General features: G+C 41.3%; 25 protein-coding genes and 1 pseudogene. 6 read left to right on the top strand and 20 right to left on the bottom strand.

The window, feature by feature from the left end; genetic code table 11:
* A partial coding sequence (locus NJ959_RS01735; RefSeq protein WP_254010014.1) for a hypothetical protein occupies window positions 1-417 on the bottom strand: 417 nt, incomplete at its 3' end.
* Between the two features lie 62 nt (window positions 418-479).
* Between NJ959_RS01735 and NJ959_RS01730 the strand changes: the two genes are divergently transcribed.
* Complete coding sequence (locus NJ959_RS01730; RefSeq protein WP_254010013.1) at window positions 480-665, top strand: hypothetical protein; 186 nt, start codon at window positions 480-482, stop codon at window positions 663-665.
* 428 nt (window positions 666-1,093) lie between these two features.
* On the top strand, window positions 1,094-1,339 hold the full coding sequence (locus NJ959_RS01725) for a hypothetical protein (protein ID WP_254010012.1): 246 nt from the start codon (window positions 1,094-1,096) through the stop codon (window positions 1,337-1,339).
* Between the two features lie 184 nt (window positions 1,340-1,523).
* Here NJ959_RS01725 and psbU read toward each other — a convergent pair whose 3' ends face one another.
* Window positions 1,524-1,961 (bottom strand): photosystem II complex extrinsic protein PsbU, encoded by a 438-nt coding sequence (gene psbU, locus NJ959_RS01720; RefSeq protein WP_254010011.1) that lies wholly within the window; start codon window positions 1,959-1,961, stop codon window positions 1,524-1,526.
* Window positions 1,962-2,127: 166 nt separating this feature from the next.
* Here psbU and NJ959_RS01715 point away from each other — a divergent pair, with 166 nt between their 5' ends.
* Entirely contained in the window at window positions 2,128-2,766 is a 639-nt protein-coding gene (locus NJ959_RS01715) for a peroxiredoxin (RefSeq protein ID WP_254010010.1), read from the top strand.
* 123 nt (window positions 2,767-2,889) lie between these two features.
* Here NJ959_RS01715 and NJ959_RS01710 read toward each other — a convergent pair whose 3' ends face one another.
* Entirely contained in the window at window positions 2,890-3,519 is a 630-nt protein-coding gene (locus NJ959_RS01710; RefSeq protein WP_254010009.1) for a PEP-CTERM sorting domain-containing protein, read from the bottom strand.
* 493 nt (window positions 3,520-4,012) lie between these two features.
* Entirely contained in the window at window positions 4,013-4,378 is a 366-nt protein-coding gene (locus NJ959_RS30550; RefSeq protein ID WP_373693583.1) for a hypothetical protein, read from the bottom strand.
* A 138-nt stretch (window positions 4,379-4,516) separates the two neighbouring features.
* Between NJ959_RS30550 and tsaE the strand changes: the two genes are divergently transcribed.
* Window positions 4,517-4,978: a tRNA (adenosine(37)-N6)-threonylcarbamoyltransferase complex ATPase subunit type 1 TsaE gene (gene tsaE, locus NJ959_RS01700; protein WP_254010008.1), complete on the top strand. Its 462-nt coding sequence runs from the start codon at window positions 4,517-4,519 to the stop codon at window positions 4,976-4,978.
* Window positions 4,979-5,077: 99 nt separating this feature from the next.
* On the opposite strand, the gene NJ959_RS01695 is transcribed toward tsaE, so the two are convergent.
* From NJ959_RS01695 to NJ959_RS01680, 4 genes are all read right to left on the bottom strand, one after another.
* A complete protein-coding gene (locus NJ959_RS01695; RefSeq protein WP_254010007.1) occupies window positions 5,078-5,326 on the bottom strand; it encodes a LapA family protein in 249 nt (82 codons plus the stop codon).
* Window positions 5,327-5,336: 10 nt separating this feature from the next.
* Window positions 5,337-5,495 (bottom strand): hypothetical protein, encoded by a 159-nt coding sequence (locus NJ959_RS01690; RefSeq protein WP_254010006.1) that lies wholly within the window; start codon window positions 5,493-5,495, stop codon window positions 5,337-5,339.
* A 256-nt stretch (window positions 5,496-5,751) separates the two neighbouring features.
* Window positions 5,752-7,185 carry a phosphoglucomutase/phosphomannomutase family protein gene (locus tag NJ959_RS01685; protein WP_254010005.1) on the bottom strand — a complete coding sequence of 478 codons (1,434 nt, stop codon included), beginning with the start codon at window positions 7,183-7,185 and terminating at the stop codon, window positions 5,752-5,754.
* 5 nt (window positions 7,186-7,190) lie between these two features.
* Entirely contained in the window at window positions 7,191-7,370 is a 180-nt protein-coding gene (locus NJ959_RS01680) for a hypothetical protein (RefSeq protein WP_254010004.1), read from the bottom strand.
* Window positions 7,371-7,913: 543 nt separating this feature from the next.
* Here NJ959_RS01680 and NJ959_RS01675 point away from each other — a divergent pair.
* Together NJ959_RS01675 and argJ are read left to right on the top strand one after the other, a co-directional pair.
* On the top strand, window positions 7,914-8,462 hold the full coding sequence (locus tag NJ959_RS01675) for an Npun_F5560 family protein (RefSeq protein ID WP_254010003.1): 549 nt from the start codon (window positions 7,914-7,916) through the stop codon (window positions 8,460-8,462).
* Between the two features lie 383 nt (window positions 8,463-8,845).
* Complete coding sequence (gene argJ, locus NJ959_RS01670; RefSeq protein ID WP_254010002.1) at window positions 8,846-10,087, top strand: bifunctional ornithine acetyltransferase/N-acetylglutamate synthase; 1,242 nt, start codon at window positions 8,846-8,848, stop codon at window positions 10,085-10,087.
* A 293-nt stretch (window positions 10,088-10,380) separates the two neighbouring features.
* On the opposite strand, the pseudogene NJ959_RS01665 reads toward argJ, so the two are convergent.
* The 12 genes and pseudogenes from NJ959_RS01665 to NJ959_RS01610 all read right to left on the bottom strand — a co-directional run.
* Window positions 10,381-10,635 (bottom strand): annotated as a pseudogene (locus tag NJ959_RS01665) (hypothetical protein); the annotation flags it as partial.
* A 69-nt stretch (window positions 10,636-10,704) separates the two neighbouring features.
* On the bottom strand, window positions 10,705-11,331 hold the full coding sequence (locus NJ959_RS01660; RefSeq protein WP_254010001.1) for a hypothetical protein: 627 nt from the start codon (window positions 11,329-11,331) through the stop codon (window positions 10,705-10,707).
* A 174-nt stretch (window positions 11,332-11,505) separates the two neighbouring features.
* A complete protein-coding gene (locus NJ959_RS01655) occupies window positions 11,506-11,892 on the bottom strand; it encodes a helix-turn-helix domain-containing protein (protein WP_254010000.1) in 387 nt (128 codons plus the stop codon).
* 69 nt (window positions 11,893-11,961) lie between these two features.
* The gene (locus NJ959_RS01650) at window positions 11,962-12,588 is read right to left on the bottom strand and encodes a hypothetical protein (RefSeq protein ID WP_254009999.1); all 627 of its coding nucleotides are present in this window, start codon (window positions 12,586-12,588) and stop codon (window positions 11,962-11,964) included.
* A 106-nt stretch (window positions 12,589-12,694) separates the two neighbouring features.
* Entirely contained in the window at window positions 12,695-13,282 is a 588-nt protein-coding gene (locus NJ959_RS01645; RefSeq protein ID WP_254009998.1) for a Uma2 family endonuclease, read from the bottom strand.
* Between the two features lie 163 nt (window positions 13,283-13,445).
* The gene (locus NJ959_RS01640) at window positions 13,446-15,749 is read right to left on the bottom strand and encodes a TIGR03986 family type III CRISPR-associated RAMP protein (protein ID WP_254009997.1); all 2,304 of its coding nucleotides are present in this window, start codon (window positions 15,747-15,749) and stop codon (window positions 13,446-13,448) included.
* Window positions 15,749-16,348, bottom strand: coding sequence for a type III-D CRISPR-associated protein Csx19 (gene csx19, locus NJ959_RS01635; RefSeq protein WP_254009996.1), 600 nt, complete (start codon window positions 16,346-16,348; stop codon window positions 15,749-15,751). Before csx19 ends, NJ959_RS01640 begins: the two co-directional genes overlap by 1 nt.
* On the bottom strand, window positions 16,345-17,877 hold the full coding sequence (locus NJ959_RS01630) for an RAMP superfamily CRISPR-associated protein (protein ID WP_254009995.1): 1,533 nt from the start codon (window positions 17,875-17,877) through the stop codon (window positions 16,345-16,347). The genes csx19 and NJ959_RS01630 overlap by 4 nt, the downstream gene beginning before the upstream one ends.
* Window positions 17,874-19,436, bottom strand: a complete 1,563-nt coding sequence (locus tag NJ959_RS01625; RefSeq protein ID WP_254009994.1) for a CRISPR-associated protein Csx10 — start codon at window positions 19,434-19,436, stop codon at window positions 17,874-17,876. The genes NJ959_RS01630 and NJ959_RS01625 overlap by 4 nt, the downstream gene beginning before the upstream one ends.
* On the bottom strand, window positions 19,433-20,101 hold the full coding sequence (locus NJ959_RS01620) for an RAMP superfamily CRISPR-associated protein (RefSeq protein ID WP_254009993.1): 669 nt from the start codon (window positions 20,099-20,101) through the stop codon (window positions 19,433-19,435). The genes NJ959_RS01625 and NJ959_RS01620 overlap by 4 nt, the downstream gene beginning before the upstream one ends.
* Window positions 20,064-21,731, bottom strand: coding sequence for a Cas10/Cmr2 second palm domain-containing protein (locus NJ959_RS01615; RefSeq protein ID WP_254009992.1), 1,668 nt, complete (start codon window positions 21,729-21,731; stop codon window positions 20,064-20,066). Before NJ959_RS01615 ends, NJ959_RS01620 begins: the two co-directional genes overlap by 38 nt.
* Window positions 21,728-23,065 carry a Card1-like endonuclease domain-containing protein gene (locus NJ959_RS01610; protein WP_254009991.1) on the bottom strand — a complete coding sequence of 446 codons (1,338 nt, stop codon included), beginning with the start codon at window positions 23,063-23,065 and terminating at the stop codon, window positions 21,728-21,730. Before NJ959_RS01610 ends, NJ959_RS01615 begins: the two co-directional genes overlap by 4 nt.
* Window positions 23,066-23,100: the final 35 nt, after the last annotated feature.

Genomic DNA, 23,100 nt, shown 5'->3' with positions numbered 1-23,100 from the left:
TTCAGCTACTTGAGCCTGAGCTAATGATTCCCCAGCCACTACTTGAGGCTGAATTAGTTTATGATTATCCTCATCACCAGAAACCCCTCCACCAAACTGAATCTTTTCCCCTTCAGTCGATATTTTATCATTCTCCTTTTCTACCTCATCTGACTGTAATCCTTGAGGTTTCTCTTGATAATTATTCTCTACCTGACTAACACCAGACTTGGGCTGAATTGCTGCTTTTGAATCTGGATTAGGTGGAAATACAGGAATCTTTGCCCCATTGTAACCAAATTGCTCTAACTTGGAAAATTTAGCCTGTAAATCTAGTTTTTCTTGGGATTGAGTTTCAGGATTATCTGTCGATTCTAATTCTGTCAGTTGCTCCGAATCGGATTCTTTCTCTTCATCGTCAGAAACTCCTTCTCCCAAATCATCTCTCTGAATATTTTCTGCTTCAGTGGATATTTCCTCGTTTTCTGCTAACTCTTCAGATGGCTGTAATATTTCAGATTGTTGTTGGGAATTATCCTGTACCTGACTATCAGCAGATGTGGACTGAATGGGTGATGATAAAGTTGGATCTGGTGGAAATACAGGAATCTTTGCTCCGTTCCATCTTAGGACGTAGAACAGGCATCTTGCCTGTTCGTTTCATCACAGGCAGGATGCCGAGCTAAATTTCCTCTATTCTACGATAGAGCTATTTTTGTCTTGGCAAGCTGTGCTACCCCTAGGGCTATCTTGCGCTGATGCCAGGGGAAGACTAAGACTACTTCACCCAGAGCATCGTCTCAAAAGTTACATCTTTGGCCTTTCGCTCGATTGGGTCATTTTTACATCAAACCCATCATTATACCATATCAAAGATAAAAAAAAAGTAAATAATTTGACCGTTATATTTTAATTTGATGATTTTCTCGGAGATAAATGTAATTTTTTGATGTAGTTTATTCCCTACGAATAGATATATAAAGGTTTAGTAAATAACTCAATAAAGCTTGCGTGAAGGGACTTGTGGCTTTCAAAGATTGGATGAAGATACTTACGAATATCTACTGAGATGAATATAATAAATTAAGGAATCTCAGAGACATGAGTTGAAAGTATGGAGAATTATCTTTGCCTCACTAGTATCGCTACTTTATTGCTCGGCTTACACTTGTTGGGACACAAGCTAGTTGATGCCAGTATCCAAATCAATCTGCCCGGTACTACTTCATCAGAGCAATCCTTGGTAGGTAAAAATATAAATATTTCAAAAGCCATCGAGTCAATCGATGGGTACGCGATCGCATTCCAGCCTCCTGACAAAGGCGGACCGAGAATATCTCGGAGTGCTGGAACCCGTTAGGGCGTGTCTTTTAGGTTAAGTAAATAGCGATCGTTACCTTTCATCTGTCTGTAGTCATTTTTACATAGTCAGGTATCTATCTCTTCTGACAACTGACAATAGAAACCCGGTTTCTTAAAGAAACCGGGTTTCTGTAGCAATTTATTGACCTTACTCAGTCTTCAGACTTGCAGTTAATCAGTTTTTAGTAGACACCAGCATTGTAGCGGTCTCCGCCCTCAGTAAAAGTGTCAGAAATTTCAGTGACGGTAAAACTGTCAAGGTTAGCTTGGAGCAATTCCTTCTGATGATCGGTGAGTCCGGGTATATTGAGAACGTCCTCTACAGTTTCGTATGTGGCATTCTGAATAATCAAGCCAGCTAGAGTGGGATACATGCCCGAAAACTGAAGAAAGTCTCGCACGTCACTATTATTCAAATCGACTTTCTTACCAAACTCAGTCCCTAACTTGTCGTCAGCAGAGTTGCGATACTCAGCCTCAGCAATCAAGACAGGGGATGATTGGCCAGTTACCTGAGTCCAATCCATCGGCGCTGCCATGGCACTTTGAGACATTCCGAACCAGCCTAAGCTGCCTACTAACAATCCCAATAGAACTACTAGACGAACCAAGCTTTTCATAAACTCTCCTCCTTACAACGGAAAAACGAACAACAGACAAACGAAACTCAAGAGAGAAGTACCCCTCTTTGGTTTGTTTAATTTTTGTTTTCTATCATCTCATCTTATTGCACGCTATAATTCAAGACCGATTAAACATTGTCTGTCCTGATACAGAAAATTAGATATGACTCTAAGATTAGGCGATACAGTCCCCAACTTTACCCAAGCATCTAGCGAAGGGGAGATCAACTTTTACGACTGGGCAGGGGATAGCTGGGTTGTACTCTTCTCCCACCCCGCCGACTACACTCCTGTTTGCACTACTGAGTTAGGTGAAGTCGCAAAGCTAAAACCCGAATTCGATGGGCGCAATGTTAAAGTCATCGCCTTGAGTGTTGACGGTGTTGAATCCCACGGCGGCTGGATTTGCGATATTAACGAAACTCAGAATACCACAGTCAACTACCCGATTTTGGCGGACGCGGATAAAAAGGTGTCCGATCTTTATGATATGATCCATCCCAACGCTAATGCTAGCGTCACGGTACGGACTGTCTTTGTCATCGATCCTCAGAAGAAATTACGACTCACCATTACCTATCCTCCCAGTACTGGTCGCAACTTCGATGAGATTTTGCGGGTAATTGACTCTTTGCAGTTAACCGATAACTATAAGGTGGCTACCCCCGTCAACTGGAAAGATGGTGATGACTGTGTAATTGTCCCCACTATTAAAGATCCAGAAGAGTTGAAGGAACGGTTTCCTAAAGGGTACACTGTCATCAAACCCTACCTGCGGATGACACCGCAACCGAATAAGTAAGATACTTTGATTTTAGATACTTTATCTAAAACAAAAGCAAACAAATTGCCAGTCAAGATAGATACTTACTGGCAATTGTCTGCTACAAAAATATTAAACTAGTTTACAGCCTAACTCAAGAGCTTAGGATTTGCGATCGCTCTTCCGACGACGAGAGAATGCTAATGCCCCAGCGACTACACCTAAACCAGCCAATGCTGTTGGCTCCGGTACAGGTTTAATCTGAGCCATGATTGTGAAGTCGTTGAAGTCTGCATCGTCACCTGCTCCTTTATCATCGAACCGAATTGTATACTTGCCAGGCTCGGGGGTAGCTACGAAGGAGAACAATGCCTGCGGCTTAACAGGAGTATTTAGAGTATCTGTTGACCATACATTTCCGTTGTTACCAGAGTCTAGCAGCAAGCTGTACTCTACGCCACCCGTAAAGGTGAACCAGTTGTGGCACTCTCCGGTAGGAGAAGTAACTGTTTCAGGGCAAGTTCCGAGGAAATCATTAGCTGATCCTAAAGATGCCACGTTTTCTTTAAACAGCACTCCTAGTGAAGTCGTCGGCGCTGCCTTTTCTACGACAGATAAGGTTGATTTGAATGCACCTTTAGACTGCACGAACCAAAAATCGACTGTGGTAGTCTCGTCAAACTTGATACCGCTATTGCCAAACAAGTTAGCAGCTTGAGCGGGTATAGCAGACAAAGCTAGAGTGCTGCCAGCAACTAATCCGAGAATAGCGAATGTAGATTTAAGAGCCATGATGAAATATTCCTTGTGATAGTTGGAGCTGTGTGATAGTTGAATCTTTAATTTATTCCCATGAGTAAACAATAACCGCTACATAAATAGTCTGTCTAGGGGTTTTTATAAACTTCATCAAATCTTCATCGAATGTTGGCTGAAAAGGGGTTTAACTTCACAGAAACTTTATAAAAGCTGGTAAATAGCTGTTGATAACACGGAGTTATCGTGTCGCTTGTATGTCTAAATGATACGTTGTAATTTAATATCCTTATCTCTGGAAGCATCGCTCTGTCAGGTACTTGCTCCGAAAAGTGAATGGATAGGGCACGTTATGCGATCGCGCCCTTCGAGAGCTATGTGTTAGTCCAACGCGAGGAGGAAGCAGCGCGGGTAACAACGTCAGGAATCCCCCTTCTTCTGGACTTAGTTACAGCAATTTTCAGGTATGTGAGGTACAGAGAAACCCGGTTTCTCAAAGAAACCGGGTTTCTGGGGTGTACTAAGGAATCTAAAAAATCCCAACTAGTACGATACTTGTGATTAAGAAACATGCCAAGATGAAGATCAAACCTGTCAGGTTTAACTCATGTTGTATTTCTCGCGCACCTGAAGTTACTTCTTCTTCTTCCTCAAAGTGCATTTGGCGAATCACATCGGAAATTTGTTTAGCATCCCTGACATGGTGCAAAGCTTTCGTTTCACCATTTGGGTATTCGACAACGAAATAAGTTGGAACTTTAATACGATCGCCTGTAATATCAGGTGCATCTACTGCAATCTGCTTGGCTTTTTCCTCAATAGTTTGAGGTTGTTTGGCAATGATGTCACCTGGATTGACCGTCAGATGTCTTCTATTTACCGCGTAGGAAACCATGGCTCCCTCCTGTATCGCAGAATTTTATCTTTGGGATCATTCTAAGCGCATTACTGTTTAATTTTCTCATTTTGGACAAGATACTTAACGAATGTTATTAATCAGTTATAATTTATATTTTCTTAATCTTTTCGAGTAATGACCAAAATCTTTCTTCCCAACGCCGAAGCAACGAAATCCCTAGGTGTAAAGCTGGGAGAATTCCTTCCTCCTGGAAGCACTATCCTACTTTCAGGAGATTTGGGTACTGGCAAAACCACCCTAGTACAAGGAATTGGAGAGGGATTGGGAATCATAGAGCCAATAGTTAGTCCCACCTTTACATTAATTAACGAGTATCCAGAAGGACGAATCCCCCTTTATCACTTAGACTTGTATCGTCTGGAATCAGGAGAAGTAGAAGGATTAAACGTAGAAACCTACTGGGAAGGAATAGAAACCCCACTAGGAATAGTCGCAATCGAATGGGCGGAACGTTTGCCCTATTTACCACCGAGCTATCTAAATCTAGAACTCACCCACTCAAATGATAGTGGACGTTATGCCCAGCTTACACCATTTGGCAATTTTGATTTAAATGCGATCGCGCTACCAAAATAATAACATTCCTTTGCCTAAAAGATTATCTATTTCTTCCCCTTCTTGGTGTCTTAGTGTCTTAGTGGTTTATGAAAACGAAGGGAATAAACAAAGAATAGCCTAATCCTCCTCTTCATCATAAGACTCTCCCTCAAGTCCTGTAACTTGCCATAATAAAGGAGCGATCGCACCGCCTATCAATCCTACCCCCACAGCAAACCCCAAAACAATCCCCACAGGCATTTCAATGGACTCAAAGCTCAGAAACTTTACTGAGACTGCGGTATAGTTTTGTACAGAGAGAATTGCGATCGCAGAAATCCACCCTGCCACAATTATTGCACTCAATAAATTAGTAAATACTTTCATAGATAATCTGCTACTGCCCATAATGAAATCTAATTTGACCAATCGGAATCTTTTCCTGACGAAGATGGTTATTTTTCTCTTCTATACTGAACATAATAACTTGATAGTCTCCTGGCTTGGGCAACTGACATAAAATTTTAGTTATTCTTCCTCCATTATCCTGTACCATTTCTATTTTAGAAGTTCAATAATTGGTTCTGTACAACTAACAACATCAATAACCTCGTCACAAGTCCAGATACGATAATGTTTTCCAAGACCAACAATATCTGGATACCAGCCGTGGTTAGCATTTTTCACAGCAAAACTTCTGAACTTGAAAATATGACAACCTATTTAGGATTTCTATAGAGCAGATGGCAAGATTGTTGTTGGCTATTTCTAGCAAACAACCAACAACAAATAACCAACAACCAAAATCTCAATTAAACTGGTTCCATCTTAGCAATCATTGTTTCCATTGCTGTCGCAATTTTTCCTTGCTTTTCAATAGAATTAGTTTCCAGGTATACGCGCATCAGAGGCTCAGTACCTGATGGACGAAGTAAAACCCAACTACCTTCTTCTAAATAGAGTTTAATGCCATCTTTGCGACCAACTTCTTTGACTTTAATTCCGGCTACCTCAGTAGGGGGAGTTTTAGTACAGAAATCGAGAACAGCAGCTTTATGAGGATCGTCCAGATGTAAGTCCAGACGCTGATTATACAGTGGACCATCAGCTTCTGCGATCGCTTCTTCCACTAATTGACTCAAAGGTTTCCCTTCGTAGGCAATGGCTTCAGCCACCAGCATATCGGCTAAAATCCCATCTTTTTCGGGAATATGTCCGATAATGCTCAATCCGCCAGATTCTTCACCGCCAATCAGGACATCTATTTCCCGCATTTTCTCGCCGATATACTTAAATCCGACGGCAGTTTCGTAGATTTCCAAACCGTATTTATTGGCAAAGTTATCTAATAAGTGAGTAGTGGCTACTGTTCGGACAATTGCACCTGTTTTACCTTTATTTTTAATTAGGTGACGGGCTAGTAATAGAAGTATAGTATTGGGAGTGAGGACATTTCCTTGTTCGTCTACTACACCGAAACGATCCGCATCGCCATCAGTGGCTAAACCGATATCCGCGCGATCGTTTTTGACTGCTGCAACTAATCCTACTAATTGTTCTGCTTTGGGTTCGGGCATTCCCCCACCAAAGAGAACATCGCGAGTGGCATTAAAGGTTTCCGTTTGGCAACCGCAATAATCGAGAACTACATCTAAATAGCCGCGAGAGGTGGAATAGAGAGCATCGTATTTCACTTTTAGATGGGCACTGCGAATCCTTTCTACATCTAATAAGGTGTAAATGAATTTCAGATATTCTGGTTTAGGGTCAAAGGTAGAAATTTTATCCTTATTTTTCCCCGTTGGTGGTTCGTTACTGGCTCCTTCGATATTAGCGACAATGGTATCAGTAATTTCTGGAGTAGCAGGTCCGGCGTAATCGGGGATATATTTAATTCCGCAATAGGGGGCAGGATTGTGAGATGCGGTAAACATCAGCGCCCCGGCTGAGTTAAGCAAACGGGCGTTATAGGCGATAACGGGGGTGGGGCAATCTCGGTCTACGATTTTTACTGTCCAGCCTAAGTCTGCCAGGATTTGGGCAGCAGTTTGGGCAAATTGATCTGCCAGGAAGCGAGGATCGTAGCCAATTAGGACAGGGCGATCTTTGCTGTAGGCGGTTTCTAGGTAACTTGCGATCGCACGGGTGACTTTACAGACGTTGGCAAAGGTAAAGTCATCGGCGATAATTCCCCGCCAGCCATCTGTACCGAATTTAATCTGGGTTCCACTCTTTACTGAACTCATTTAGGCTATTTCTGGATCTCAATTTCCCTTAATTTTAGTTGAAATCGCGATCGCACTGAGGAGCTATAGCCGTTTTCATCTCGATCGAGTACCCAAAAGAAACTGGGTTTCCCAAAGAAACCTGGTTTCTCCAGTTTATCTGGTTTCTCTGGCACTTCACCTACCATTACCAGACTCCACTCCAACGGGATGGGAGTTTCCTCCTATATATATAAGTAAAATTTCGTATTTCCGAGTTTGGCTTTTAAATTATTCAAGTACATCTCGATTTCCTGACAATGTTAATTAACGTTAAGCACCTCTAACCATAGTATTGACGTTGTGGCAGGAACGTAGTACGATCTCCAAATTAGAAAAATATTTATAAACTGGTTTTTTATGACCATTTTTAAAAAATTGCCAATCACCGAATTGAAAGCCAGTCTAGGCTTAGGTTCAAGTAGCAGGGGGCAAAAGATTGGCGTACTACAAGTTATACTTCAAACAACTAATTTTTAGCTGACGATCGATAAGGATAATTGACAAAAAAGTCAATTTATGTAGATCTGTAATTGAGCAGTCGGATCGAATTAAGCCACAGATGACAAAAGTTGCCAGTACGATTCCCAGAGGAGAAGATATAGTAGTGTAATCCATACCCCCTGGCAATGTGATGAGATTAACCCTGCCCCTCGTCTTGTGCCATTGGAAATCCAATACATACTATATATTCGGAGCTGTAAGCGATCGTGAGCCAGAGTGAAGCCCCAACCTTAAAAACCCTACAAACTGAAGTTTCCCGTCTGCGAGAAGATTTGCATCTGAGAGATCAGCTCGTGCAGCAGCTCTCTCAAGAACTATTTCGCTTGGTTAAGGGGAATGCCAACTTTACTCCTCCACCAGAGGTTTCTGAGCGTCACCAGGCTCAGATGCGACTCTTGCGAGAACAATTGCAAGATGTTGAGCAACAGGTCAAGTTTTACCAAGACCAGATTGCTAGTCGGGATCAGGAAATTTATCAATTGCGGCAATCGGTTCAGGAATTAACTGACCGTTCCCGTATGTTAGAGCAAGTAGTCCAGGAACTACCTCAGATTTACCGTCAGAAATTTGCCGAACGGATGGCACCTGTCCGCGAGAAAGTGGCAATGTTACAGCGGGAAAATCGCCAACTCCACGCCGAGTTGCAAAGTGTCAGCTATCGACTTGCTGTGAGAAACCGCAATATCACTCGCATTGAATTGCCCAGTTTTGCTCGCCCTAGCATTAGTGTGATTCCGACATTTGGCAATGTCTAGAGTTTTGAGGAGTTAAGAACTTACAAGAGACGAGGTTGAAAGCCCCCGCGATCGCATCCGGGGGATGGAAACCAGTGAGGTTTAAAAACCCCATATCAATGGTATAATAGCTGACATTAAAGGAGGTGATTTTATTGTTTGGCTGCCAGGAAGTTTTAAGCCACGCAAACAAGGATACTCAGGCAGTAATTGAGTAGATCTGTGGAGAATCTAACAAGGTATTTAATTGCGCGGTGTACAAAATAGTCTAAAAACCCCATGACTTTACTCTGGGGATATTAGCGGAGCTTGGCTTGAGCCACTGGCAGTTGCAGAATGAATTGCAGCCGTGATAATATAAGACTCCCCTTGTCTTGAGACCGGGGAGTGTCAAGGGAGGAATAATGTCAGATTGGCGGGAAATTACAGGTGGCGTTACCGCTCCTAAAGGATATCGAGCAGCAGGAATTACCGCTGGATTGAAGCCTTCAGGACTTCCGGATTTAGCTTTGATTGTCTCAGATGTGGATGCGATCGCGGCTGGTGTCTTTACAACTAGTTACGTTCGTGCTGCTTGTGTAGATTATTGCCGAGAACGGTTGCAAAAGAAAGCTAGTGCCCGTGCGATTCTGGTGAATGCTGGGCAAGCTAATGCGGCGACAGGCGAACAAGGTTGGCAAGATGCTTTGACTAGTGCGAAGGCTTTGGCTGAAGCATTGCAAATTTCCCCAGACTCTATTTTACTTGCTTCCACTGGTGTAATCGGTCGCCGCATTCTGATGGAGCCTTTGTTGGCGGGTATTCCTAAATTGGTAGAATCGGCATCGGAAACTGGTTCGGATCTTGCGGCGCAAGCGATTGTGACTACGGATTTAGTTACCAAATCTATTGCTCTGGAAACTATTATTGACGATCGCCCGGTGCGAGTGGGTGGTATTGCTAAGGGATCGGGGATGATTCATCCTAATATGGCAACGATGCTATCTTTTGTTACCTGCGATGCGGTTGTCTCGACTTCTTTATGGCAAGAGATGTTGAGTCGGGCAGCAGATAAAAGTTTTAATCAAATTACTGTAGATGGCGATACTAGTACTAACGATACTCTAATTGCTCTGGCTAATGGTCAGTCTCGCACCTCAGCGATTACGGAAATGGGCGCAAATGCCGAAAAGTTAGAGGCAATGCTAACAGCAGTTTGCCAGCATTTAGCCAAAGCGATCGCACGGGATGGGGAAGGGGCAACTTGTTTACTTGAAGTGCAAGTTACAGGCGCACCTGATGATAAGGGAGCGCGTCAAATTGCGAAAACTATTGTTGGTTCATCTTTAGTCAAATCTGCCATATTTGGTCGCGATCCTAATTGGGGTAGAATTGCTGGAGCAGCAGGACGTGCTGGTGTACAATTCGATCAAGCCAATTTGCGGATTCAGTTAGGCGATTTCCTGATGATGGAAAATGGTCAACCCTTACCATTCGATCGTAGTGCCGCGAGTGCTTATATGAAGCAAGCCGCAGGAGGCGCTTATCTGAAGGATGATACAGTTTTAATCTCCGTAAGTGTTGGTAATGGTAATGGTAAAGGCATTGCTTGGGGTTGTGACTTGAGCTATGACTACGTGAAGATTAACGCCGAATATACTACTTGAGGTAGCGATAAGCTGTTACGGATCTAAACCTGACGGGGCGGCTTGTCACCCCGTCAGCTAGGAGAATCAGTAACTCTTATTCATCGCCAAATGTAACCCCTTCATACTCAGATCTTGCACCAGTGGCAAAAACCGCCAGTGGCTATCAGGCACTGTCTAATAGCTTAAGTCCGTTAAAATTGATAACTTGCACCATTCTCAACTGGCGGTTAAAACCGCAGCTACACAGACAAAACCCGCCTGCGCGGGTTTCAATCCTGTTGATTTGGCGTTAGCGGTTAAAACCGCAGCTACAAGGATTTATGACTCCACAAGATAAATTTTCGACGATATTGCTTCCAAATTTCCTTTAAAACTGGATAAATCATATTTTCGCAAATGGCATATTCCGAACAGTCTGCTGCACCATCCTGGATGACGATTTCCAAATCTTCTCGAAAGTAGTCGGGGATAGGAAATTCTGTTTCAATAATAAAGTTAGATTTGGTGTAGGTAATCTGAAATTCTTTGACAACGGCATCGATAGTTTTATAAGCGCTGAATGGCATAATAAATTCTCCAATTTAAGTCAGGTATTTTATTGAGATGATTTGAGGATGGGGAAAGGGCGATCGTCTTTAAGTGCGATCGCTAATTTCAGCATTCAGCAGCAATTCGCACTGTTGAAACACGTAATTGATCGCCGCAAAAAGTTTGTCTAATTCTTGAATTGTATAAAACGTTTGATTGCGAGTAAAAACATTAGATTTTAGTTTGGCAAATTGCCACCGATCCCCATTTGATACAATCCCAAAGACATCTTGCTCTGGATTTTCATTCAGTCGCTGTGCCGCAATCATTTCCGCCAAACATTGTGCCCATCCATTTTCAAAGTTATCTTGTTTCGCTTCAACTAACAAAAAATAAGGTTGTTCAAAAACAACTTTTCCTAATGAGGAACGTTTAGCCAAAATATATTCAGGAAATCCTGAAAGATATTGATCGTAAGTGAGAGATTGATGGCTCCATAGAACAAAATTACTATAGTAGCGCTTCCAAACTTCTTTGAGAATTGGATGAATCAAATTTTCGCAAACGGCAAATTCAGAATTATCAACCACTCCTTCTCGCATTGTAAATTCTAAATCTTCTCGGAAATAGTCAGAGATAGGAAACTCGGTTTCTACTATGAAATTAGATTCGGTGTAGGTAATTTGAAATTCTTTGAGGACTAAACTGATGGTTTTGTAAGCCCTGAATGGCATAATAACCTCCTAAATTTAGGTTGGGTATTTTATTGAGCTGATTTTAGCATCGCTTCTCTACGAGACGCTCCGCGAAGGGTAAGCTGCGCGATCGCTTGTAGGGAAAAGAGCGATGCCTGCGGCGGGCTTCGCTATCGCCTCTAATTCAAGTTACGAGTTAAGCGTTGTTATTGTTTACGACAGTGGAATGGGAGCAAAAAGAGCTGGTTCGCGATCGTTTCGCGGAACGAGAGCAATTTGGACATCATAGCCTAACTCATTGGCATATTGCGCCAGAGTTTTCAACTCTATGCGATCGCGTGTTCCTTCAATTTGAGATATCCTGCCAGGACTTTTTTGCACTTCACGCGCCATTTCTCTAACAGTCAATCCGCGATCGCTGCGAATTTTTTGCAGAAGTTCTCCCAAACTATCTAAAATGAGAAAATATTCCAATTTTTGTTGTAATTCCTCTACAGTAGTCGGATTGAGAGTTTCAGGAGGATTTGTATCTACCATTGCTTCTGATTCGGCTAGGATTGCCGCCAATAAATCGCTGACTTTGCCATCAATTTTCGTCATTTTTTTACCTATATTAAATTATACTAACACTTGTCGTCCATTCCGCGCGGCTTGGATGACTTCTGCTGTTCAATTTTGGCTTTTGGCTTCAGCATCCAGGAGCAATTCACACTGTTGAAACACGTAATTGATCGCCGCAAAAAGTTTATCTAATGCTTGAATTGTATAAAAGATTTGATTGCGAGTAAAAACATTAGATTTGAGTTTGCCCAACTGCCAGATATCGCCATTGGATACAATTCCAAATACTTCTTGCTCGGGATTGTCATTAAGTCGCTGTGCGGCAATCATTTCAGCTAAACATTGCGCCCATCCATTTTCAAAATTATCTTGTTTAGCCTCAACTAACAAAAAGTAAGGCTTGTCAAATACAACATTTCCCAAGGGAGACTTTTTCGCTAATATATACTCTGGAAATCCTGATAGATTTTGATCGTAGGTTAAGGATTTATGACTCCACAAGATAAATTTTCGACGATATTGCTTCCAAATTTCCTTTAAAACTGGATAAATCATATTTTCGCAAATGGCATATTCCGAACAGTCTGCTGCACCATCCTGGATGACGATTTCCAAATCTTCTCGAAAGTAGTCGGGGATAGGAAATTCTGTTTCAATAATAAAGTTAGATTTGGTGTAGGTAATCTGAAATTCTTTGACAACGGCATCGATAGTTTTATAAGCGCTGAAAGGCATAATAAACTCGTAAATTTAGGTTGGGTATTTTATGGAGTTGATTTTAGCATCGCTTCTCTAGGATTCATTATACATCTCCTTATAATTCAATGAATTAACTTAATCTCTACTGAGCCTCTAACTTTTGTTCAAAGTTAACACCTTCATACAGCAGGTCGATCGCAGATTCAAACCCAATACTGTCTAAAGCGATCGCCTCTCCAGCTTCATACACATAATAAAGCCACATTTTACCTTCACCTCGACGATAAACTTCAACGGTTATTTCTTCTGAATCCACTAACACGTATTCTTGTAAACTCGGAATCTGGCGATAATATTTGAGCTTTTTTGTGCGATCGTAATTTTCTGTACCCGGAGAAAGAACCTCAACAATGATTTTAGGGTGTTGAATAAAGTCGCGGGCTTTCAAGTCATCAGCGTCACAAGTGACAACTAGATCGGGATAGAAGTAACGACTGTTTTTACGAGCCTGAACTTTGGCATCTGACACATAACCTGCACAGCCTCTCTGACGTAGGTGAGGTCTTAGTGCTGTATAGAAGTTTAACGCAATACTGTTATGAGGAAGAGTACCGCCTGTCATAGCCAAAATTTCGCCGTCAATGTATTCATGGCGAAATTCTTGCTTGGCTTCCCATTCTAAGTATTCTTCAGCCGTCATTTTTTGATAGTCTTCACGATTAGCAATCATAATTTGCTCCTTGATGCAATCTATTTCTATTTTAACTGAATATGTTAGTTATAATCAGATATTGGAAAAATCAGTTAATTTATTGTAAGAGTAGCGGTTTTTTGCAAGTGCATAAGATAGGCGATCGCCCTTGATGAGATGGGGAGTGGAAAGGGCGATCGCATTAACGTTTTGGTGGTTTCGGAGGTCTTTGAGTTGCTGCATTGCGATTTCCCCCATTCCCTTGATTTTGTGATGATGGATTAGAAGGTGCTGGGGAGTGGTGCAATTGCCGATTATCCTCATTAAGTCGATTCATGAGCTGAAATGGAGTTGGTAAAACTCGACGCTCTTTATATTCATTTTCATCATCTCCTAAGCGGGGTTGTTGGGTGCGTTCGATTTCCATGTATCGCGTTTCACTTAATGGTGGGAAGTTCCAACTCAACATAGCTAAAAGCATTCGGATACGCGGTATATCTTTTAAATTTAGGTTGTCGCGGTTTTCTGTATTGAGAAAGCCTTGGGGACAATCTTTGATGCTGATATTGTTGACGATATATTGTTCAAACTTATCGAAACAGTGTTTTTGTTTGTCAGTAGTATCCTTACAATTGTCGCCCGTGAGCCACTTATCTCCATCAAAGAGCTTAGTATATCGCTGTTCAGGATCATTTTTGTAGCGTTCGTTTAGGACAAGTTTATATTCTATTACCACAGCACCCATTCCTAAAGGCTTACCCATACCAAGAGAAAGACGATATTTTTCCTTACCATCAAGGTTTATCATCTTGAGTTTTTCAGTATCGTCTCCTGCCAAAGTCAATATCCATAGCAATGCGCCCAATTCTACATCACTTAAATTTTCAAAGTGAATCTTGAACTCGAAATCAACACCAGCTTTGATTGGCTTAATTTCAGTGTACTGAGATTGCTTCTGTTCGATCTCTGCTTCCGTAGCGTCTGCTTTAATTCTCTCCTGACTAACATTGCCTTTATGCCAGTAAAGTTTATGCCCTCTAATTACTGTTTCTGTAATTGGCTTGCCATAGTGTTTGAGCTTGATTTTTGCAGCTTGAGTATCTTCCGGTTGCACTAAATAGTGCTGAAATGTTGTTGGTTTAGGACTAGCCAGAATTTGCGGTGTAATTGTGTCATCAGTCAGCCAGATTCCATCCTCATCAGTTTTATATTTAGCATCGCTGACAAAGATACGTCCAGCACGAGATTTTTCTCGCTTCTCTTTGCTATTTTCAGTAGTATCTGCTTCTGTTTTGTCTTTTTTCCCCCTGACAAAGCCAAAAATTGCATCAGCCAAATCAATTAGATCGGATTCTCCAACTTCTTTAGGAATAAAATCAGCCGCTGAAGCTGCTTGACCATCATTTTTGGGAGAGTATGGGACACGAAAGTTAGGACTCTGACCAAATAAAGTTACTGGTGTGTCTACTTCTGCTTCGCAGTAAAAAACAGGTCTTCCTTTATGCAACATTCCCATTTTCTCATTAAATGGTATTTGCTTTTGAAAATCAGTTAGCGAGTTGCGATAATACCTGACAGCTTCAATATCGATTTTTATGTCTGTGTTTAAACTTCGGCTAAAATTAGTATCCTTTACTTCCAAGACTATGCAGTGATTTTGACGAGGTGATGCAGTAGTATTGCCTTCATGCTTCATATTACCGCTGGTGACAATTACACCCTTATATTTAAACTGTTCTCGATCGGCACTGATATTCTTGGCAAAAATACGTCCATTTTTCGTATAAGTAGTTTCAAAACTAACTTCTTGATACTGCGGGACATAACCAGTCTGGTTAAAAGTGATAAATATAGGAGCGAAATGGGTGGCGATTGTTTTGATATCTTGTTCGCCAGGTTCTCTTTTTTCACCTCGATCTTCCTGAACCAAAACAAATGTCAATGTCTTACCATTAACAGTTTGAGAAACTGGACGGATAAACCAACCTTCCTTAGTTTCAACTAAATAACCAGCTTTGACATTTTTGAGTCGATCTTTGTAAAGTTTACTGAGAGGATCGTCACTTTCAGCCGCAACAGCACGGAAGAAGAATTTTTGTTGGTCTGACACTCGCTCAATCTTACCAAAACTGATAATTTCTACCAAAGTTCGCAGCATTCCACGTAAACTGCTACCTGGAAGAACAGGATGTAGATTATTTGCAGGATGCAGGAAAAATTCAGCTTTCTTTTTACGCTGTTCTGGTGTCAAATCTTCATTGGAAGTATCGCCAAAAGTTGCGAAATCAACAGGATTTAGACCACAACGAATGTAGAGAGGTGATTCTGTCTTGAGCGTACAGATAATTTTACCAGTGTGGCGATCGCTATAATAACGATCGTTATCTCGCAGTTTACCATTACATTCAACTTGGGCTGGGACAACTTTATTAGGAAGTTCGACAAAATTATAGGGAGCGATCGCTTTTCGATCGTCAGGTACTTGCTTTAAATGTCTTAGATTCATTAGATTTTCTCCTTTTTGAGAGATACTAGACGGCTCAGAAAAATTCTTGCTACTCCATCTGAGTTGTAGCAAAAATAGTGGTTTACTTCTAGTCGCACTGGACGATACAGTTCATTTTTATCTTTTCTAAAGTAACTTTCTTCTACGGGGATCGGAACAGCGTGTTTGAGTCCTTGAGAACCATCTGACAGTAAGGTAAAGTTACCATTCGTTTTTCCCTGCGTACCCCAGAGAATTTGTGTTTCTGGAATTAAACCTATTTTGTCTTGAGCAATTAACTCTGAAACTTTACTTTGCAAAACTGGGCGCGATCGCCATTCTCCATTACTATTCCATAGTAACACTTCACCTGCTTCTCCAAACACTCGGCATTGTTGCAGCGTATTCAAGCACAATTTAGGAAAATTACATTCAATAAATATCTCTCTAGCGGTTGTTAACGTCCCACTATCAATATCAAAATGTCCCCAGATAACTCCATCTTCGGCATGAGCTAACAGATAGGGTAATTGATAATTCTGCGCCTGCTGCTTGAGCCAATCCTTAAGCGACTCTTCGCTAAGGTTTTCAACTGATGTCTGACATAATTCCTGATTCATGCTGTTTTCTCCACAAAAATGCTAACAAAATTTTCCAGTTTTTGTTTATCCTCTCCAGTAAATTCGAGCTTCCCATTGTTTTGAGATATTATCCATTTTTGCTCTATTTTTTCTGGTTGTTGCCAAGTTAGAGTTGCTTCTACTCCCTGGAACCGTCCTCGTCCAATGCTACTCGTACCGCCTATAGGTAAGTCACCTGTCCACAAGTCTTTGAGTAGCAACAGCAGCAAACCAATTTCATATTCTTTTGGTTGACGAAGTTCTAGCTTAAGTTCAATATGTTTATTTTTTTGAGTAGGTTTAGACTTTTCTTTCCCTTTTTTACTTTTCTTCTGTTCCTCAGCTGTTTCAATGCCAAAAATAGGCTGTTCGCTAAACAATACTCCGTGATAAGCGCCACCTGTGAAGCGGTCAATAGCAATTCGACTTTGGACTAGATCGTCTGTACTTTCTATTACGCTTTCATCAATAACTAAGCGACTTGCTTTAGCTTCTTTAGTCTGTTCATCAACTTTACCAAACAGGTCATAAACAATCTTTAAGTCTTTGCCTAGTGTATTTACAATTCGCTCTGCTCGATGCCATAACACACCTGCTAGACTTGTTCCAGAAACAATTGGCTTAGGTTTTCCCTGTCTTTGCGATCGCAGATGTACAACATCAGGCAGAGATAGTTTTGAGTTGTTATCATTCGCCGATCTTTTAGTTAAGTCTTGACTAGAACGGATAAGTAAGGGACTTGCTAGTTTAAATTTGGCATGAATAAACAGGCGATCGCGCCGATCAATCTGTTGCTTAAGCGATATTCCTCCAAGTGCTACTACAATCGATTCAAACAACTTTCTTTTATTTGATAATTCTCTATTCCAGTGGTCAAACTTTAACCACTCTATTCGGTCTTTATCCTTGCGTAAATCAAACTCCCAAACTTGCCACTTCTCTACCTTGCAGCGACCAAAACCCCGCCGCTTTTTCATCCCAAGGCTGATTTCACCTTTTTCTAAACCTCTTAAAGCTATAGCCAGCGCTTTTTTCAATTCGGATTCATCAGTCTCTTTTTCCACCAATAGTTCAAAACAAAGAGGAAATTGTGTTCCAGCTTCTAGTAATTCCAAGTCATACTTTGCTCCATCATCTGCTGTACCAGTTGCGCCATCAATTTTCACTCCATCGCGGATTTCAACTACGGGTAATTTAGTGCTAATCGCATCATTGATAATTAATGGACTTTGCTCTCCATCAGGATCGCGACGAGTTCCACCGAATAGGGTTGTGGCGCGATCGCTATTTTGTTCCTCTACACCATATCCCTGTTCATACTCGCGCAAGTAGTTCCGCAAAGCACCTGCAATTGATGCACCAGTTAAAAGCGCACAGTCACTAACACTATCTCGTAACAATGCTAAATCCGTTGGACTATCTGCGTCACCGCTTCCCAAGCAAGTCGGCGTATCTAAAATTAAGATACCCCGTACAATGATGCGTTTCGCGATCGGATGCTGATTGCGGTTTAGGCGTTCTTTACTCATTGTTTTTTCTCCTTAGTTGCCTTCTTCGCTACCGCCATAATCAGCCGCAGCGTGTACTTTTCTGCTAGCTTATCTTGTCGAGCGATATTGTCATCAAATTTTCGCTCTACATCAGCAATTTTTACTTCTATACTATTAATCCAATCTGTCGGATTTCCCAGCCACTCATCTAGCTGTAGTCTGAATGATTTATCGCCGATTTTTGTGCGATCGAACTGACTCTTAGCATTCGATGGTAAGTTATTTAGCAGCGAGATAACTAAACTACAATCGCCATTGGGAAGCCCTTGTCGTGCAACAGATTGTAGTCGTGACAGTTGGCTGTTAGTGATGCCTTCATCCAATTTTAAATATCCCACCTTTGTTTGAAGATATTGTTCTAGCTTTTGTTCTAGCAACCTTTGTGCCATCTTCTCAGCTAAAAGACGAGATGCTTTATCTTCCAAGGTAGGCAGACTAGATGTATCAGATGAATTTGGTAAGCTAGCTGAAAAAAATTCATCTTGTAGCCAATTTACAGCAACTCGTCCAAAACCATCTTCTCTTCTCTCTCCAATTCCATAAGCTTCAAGTTGTTTAATTTGTGATTCATTAATCTCAATACCTTCAAAAACGAGCGTAGTTCCTGCTGCTAATGCTGGCACTTGAGGTAAAGGCAATCCCCATTTACGGTTAAATCCACCAATTAAAGTGCTACCAGCAAAAATATTGCTAGTTTCAGGTAATGAGATATTTAACACTTCCTCAACAGCTTGTTTAATTAACATTGGATCGGCTACAGGCTGACCGCATTCATTCCTTAAAAGTGTATCACTCAAAAGTGTAATGCTTAAATTTTCATCATTTTCACGGTTTTCTGCTGGATCTCCAATTTCATCCCAATCATTAATAATTTTTAAGTCGATAATCTTGGTATGTCCGTATCCGGCGCTTTGAGAACCGCCTAACCAGAGGTTTGGTTCGGTTACTAATAACATCTGAATTGCGATCGCGTCTCCATCTTCGCAGAGGATGACTGATTGAAATGTTTGTCCCGCATCTAGGGCATCGTAGCGGAAGAGTTCACCTTGGTTATCTGTAGAACGTCCTTTTTGGCGATCGCGAAAATTATGAATATTAATCCGCCGCTTGTCTTTGTATAAATTAACTACTCCACCTTTCTTAGTCCAAAAGTATTCACCCACAGATTTAGGAGTTTCTGGCTCATCTCCTCGATCAATACTGAAATCATAGACAGTTATAGATGAATTCTCCTTAAGTTCTTCATCCTTATCCTTGAACCAAGATAAAGGTAGAGGAAGAGTGCGTTTCTTTTCATGACTCAAAAGATAAGCATTTAAGTAGCGCGGACTCTTGGCATCGAAGAACAATCGCTTCACTTTATAATTAGTTAAGTCAAGTTCTGAGAAATGATGCTGCCTCATGTAACGCCCAATAATTGCACCGCGAATCATGCTGCCAGGAATGTAAGAGTAAGATACATCGCTATTGGGATCGCCTTGAAATGAAGTAGCGAGAATTGGTTGCTGAGTTTCCAATGTTAAAGTAATTGCTTTCATCCAACTTTCTCCTTGATTTCCTGACCAAAATAGTTAGCATATTGATGGGTAACGTCATTACCTTCCGAGTCGTATAGGGTACATTGAACATGACCGCGACCTCGATTGCGTCCGCTACCCAAGTGCCGAAGTGCTAGCGAACCCACAGCTACAAGTGATAGCATTTCATCACTTGGTATCTTCTCAAAAATTAAGTCAGCAGTGAAACAAATGTCGCGCAAAACTACACGAAATGAACGCAAACTCCCCTCATCCGATGTACCGGATTGTGAGTTGATAGAAGTTTGACGGCGGATAGTTGTTAGGGAATCAAGTACCTCTGTTTTTGTTAAAGTTTTGTCCTCAATTTGGAAAGCAACAGCTTGACGTAAATCTTCTGGCAAACAAGCGTCACCAACATGAACTGCTCCCATTGTCCCTATGGTACTCCCCAAAGTCCCAAATAGCTTGCAAGCAACTCTTTCCCAATCCTGTTTATGATTAGTCAAGATTGCAATTAAGTTATCGCATTCTTCACTCAGCAATCCCTTGAGAGTACGTCCCCGCAAGTACGGAAAACCAAAAGGATCGTGTTCGACTTCTTGGTCAATTAAACCTGCGACTCCATCTCCCCGTCCAAATGTTGTATCACTCAGTAGTTTTATTTTCAGTCTGTAAATCGGCATCTGATTCTTCCCTCAATGAGATATAAAAGTCCATCGCTTCAATGGCATCAAAATAACCACAAACTCCATTCAACCAACCTTTCTCAGCTAAACTTTTACTTTGACCGCTAAATTCTGGGAAAGTTGGCAGTTGCTCATCCTTTATTCTGTAGTTTTTGAGAAACTTCTGAGTTGCTTCAATTCCTTGACGCAGTACATCTCGTAAGGCAATCACCTTATTACGACGACCTTTCCAATCTTCATCTTCATTTAAGTGCTTGACTACTTTGGTAAAACCTTGCCAAGTACGCCAATCGCTATCGATTTCTTTTTTTAAACTGATAGGTCGCATTGATAAACTACCTGCGGGTACTTGAAATTCGCGATCGCGAATTTCCGAAATTGAACCAATTAAGCCACTAGCTGCCAAATGCCAGTCTAAAGCCGAAAAATCTTCTTTGCCCAATTTTTTCTCATCTTTAACAAAGCTTTTAGCTTTTCGACATAAGTCTTCACTCAATTGATAAGCCCGTGCAAAGGGATAGTGAGTTTTGACAACACAAATTCCCGCACAAGCTTTAATATCCTTACCATCTGCAATTGGTTTTGCAAGTTCTTCAAGATAAATAGCCGCCAGTTCTAGTCCCAAGCGTCCATCACAAACAAAGGTGACATCATCACCACCATAAACTAGAGGACGGAATGGTAAGTAATTATCTTTGATTTCAAAATGTCCCTTTACCTTTCTTTTCCCATCGGTATCTACCTTAATGGAATTAACCAGTATCTCTACTACTTTTTTTAGTGCATTGATACCAGCCTGATTAACGCTGTGGGAAAGTTGACGCATGGCGATAATGTAGTTGCGGTTAGACAGCTTTTCGCCAAATTTTTGAAAGCGTTTTCCCATACCATTACCATCAGCATGAATAACAGCAACATAGCTGGAATCCCCTTCTGAACGACCCATCTTATCTGTTCTTAGAGGGAATTCATACGAACCTAAAGAAGTGGCAAACATTTTTTGCAGGTGATCGTTAGCTTGACGAACCACTTTGAGTTTTGCATCAATCTCTGTTGAAATAAGATAGGGTTCATCATCTTCAAATTTTTCACTTTCACCTACAGCGACTAACTGAGTCGATCGACAAGTTGCAGTCACACCCAAACCTAGCAATGGTGCAGAGGGTATCCGACTTCGCTTTTTTGCATCCAAGTCATTTTTCATCAAATTCTGAACCACCTTATAGAGAGATTCAGTATTCCAATCAAACTCTTGATGAACAGCTACAAGATTAATTCCTGGTGCTTCTTCTAAGATTCGCTTGCTCAAAATTTGAGTAAATTCCACCGCATATTGCTTGTCTGAAAATAGCAAGATTGTATTGCCACCACCCGCATAAACTAATTCAGCAGCTAATTCATCATCTTCGATGCGCGGTTTGGCATCTGGTTGATGTTTTTCAGGAGCGAAAGCGTAAATTTTTTGCTTTATCTTTGCTTTCAATGTATCTAAAGCATTTCTCGCCCAGTTGTCCGTTGCTTGAGAGACTAGGTAGGATGCACCAATATTTTCGCGCAGACGGTTACTTCCAAAAATGTAGGGTTGAATTCCAGTGGTGTCTAGTACAGTGACAGTAAACTTTTTCATCTTGCATCCTTATCGTTTTGCTTAACCCATGCTTCAATCTTGCTCGATAAATCGATGAGATCCTCCCGTCCAAATACGGCTATTTTGCGATCTCTTTTTCCACTTTCTGGAGCAGGATTAAAAACATTTACAATTTCTGTTTCAAGGGCATTCACATCTTTCTCGCTAGCACAACAGACTAGTGCAACTCGCGCTTCGTCTCCACCCAGTTGTCGCGCTCTGATGTAAGCTTCAAATAGCTTCAATTTGCAATCAGATTTGCGGGCGATAGTTGTACAAGAGATCGCAAAGAGTTGATATCCTCGCATGAAGGCAACATCAAACTGAAATTTAGTATTTTTAGGATCGATTGGATTCCGAATCCAAAATGAAGTAGCGCTATCGTGAATAGATAAGTCTTCAGGAATTTCTTGCACTTGCTGTAAAACATAATGCTCTAACCATTCGCCGTCTAACCATTTACAGGCAGCTTCTAAGCTTTGGAGTCCTTTCTCTTTGATAGCCTGAAGTGATAAATCCTCACCCACAACTCCTAAATGAATCAAGTTACTCATGATCCCTTCCTTCGACTTCAGCTTCTCTATGCTCAAAGTAGAAAGCTCTGTTAGCTTAGTTTCCTTTTTCCATTTGTTTTTATCTTTTTCATCTCGGGCTACTTTTCGCAAAACTTCATTACACCAATCACGCCATAAATTTACTAACTCACCGTTGTTATGAAACGCAGCAAAAGCTTTGGCGGCTTCAGGTAATTCTGGCTTATCAATAGGCTCTGACTTGTCTTTCCACATCCATCCATGTATCTGGAAAATTTTAGCAAGTTTTACTGGCACTAATGCAGGTTTAACTTTAATAGGAATACGGGGGGCATTTTCTCGATCAATACACATCTCCAATCTACGCGGATCGAGATAACTAAAAACAGTGTCGGGACACTCACTGAAAACTGTTCTGTAAGCGTGTACAGCCATCGCTTTCGTACCACCAGTATAATTTAATCCAATGGTTCCATTGGTTATAGTGTTTAACTTGTCACGAATTTCTTTTTGAATGTGATAAGCATCGGATTCGTAATCATTAAGTGCTACAAGTTGAGCCTCCTTTAACCCAATTGGCTCATTCTTCAATATTGTTTGCAGACGTTTTGCTGACTTGTCTGTACCGCTTGTATACACAAGATAGGGCGTACCGCCGTTATTTAACAAAAGCCTAGCCGCCACATAATTTGGCAAAGGATTCTCGCCAATCAGCAAAAACAGATGATCAACTTTGTACTTATCAAACTCAGATGTACTCATAAAGCTAGTTTGTCCATCCTTCTCAACTGTCTCCCCCATTATTACACCTATCGGAATACCCCCCTTCCGATACT

Source organism: Limnofasciculus baicalensis BBK-W-15 (assembly GCF_024178385.1).
Classification (GTDB): domain Bacteria; phylum Cyanobacteriota; class Cyanobacteriia; order Cyanobacteriales; family Coleofasciculaceae; genus Limnofasciculus; species Limnofasciculus baicalensis.
This window is presented reverse-complemented; position numbering and strand designations above follow the sequence as displayed.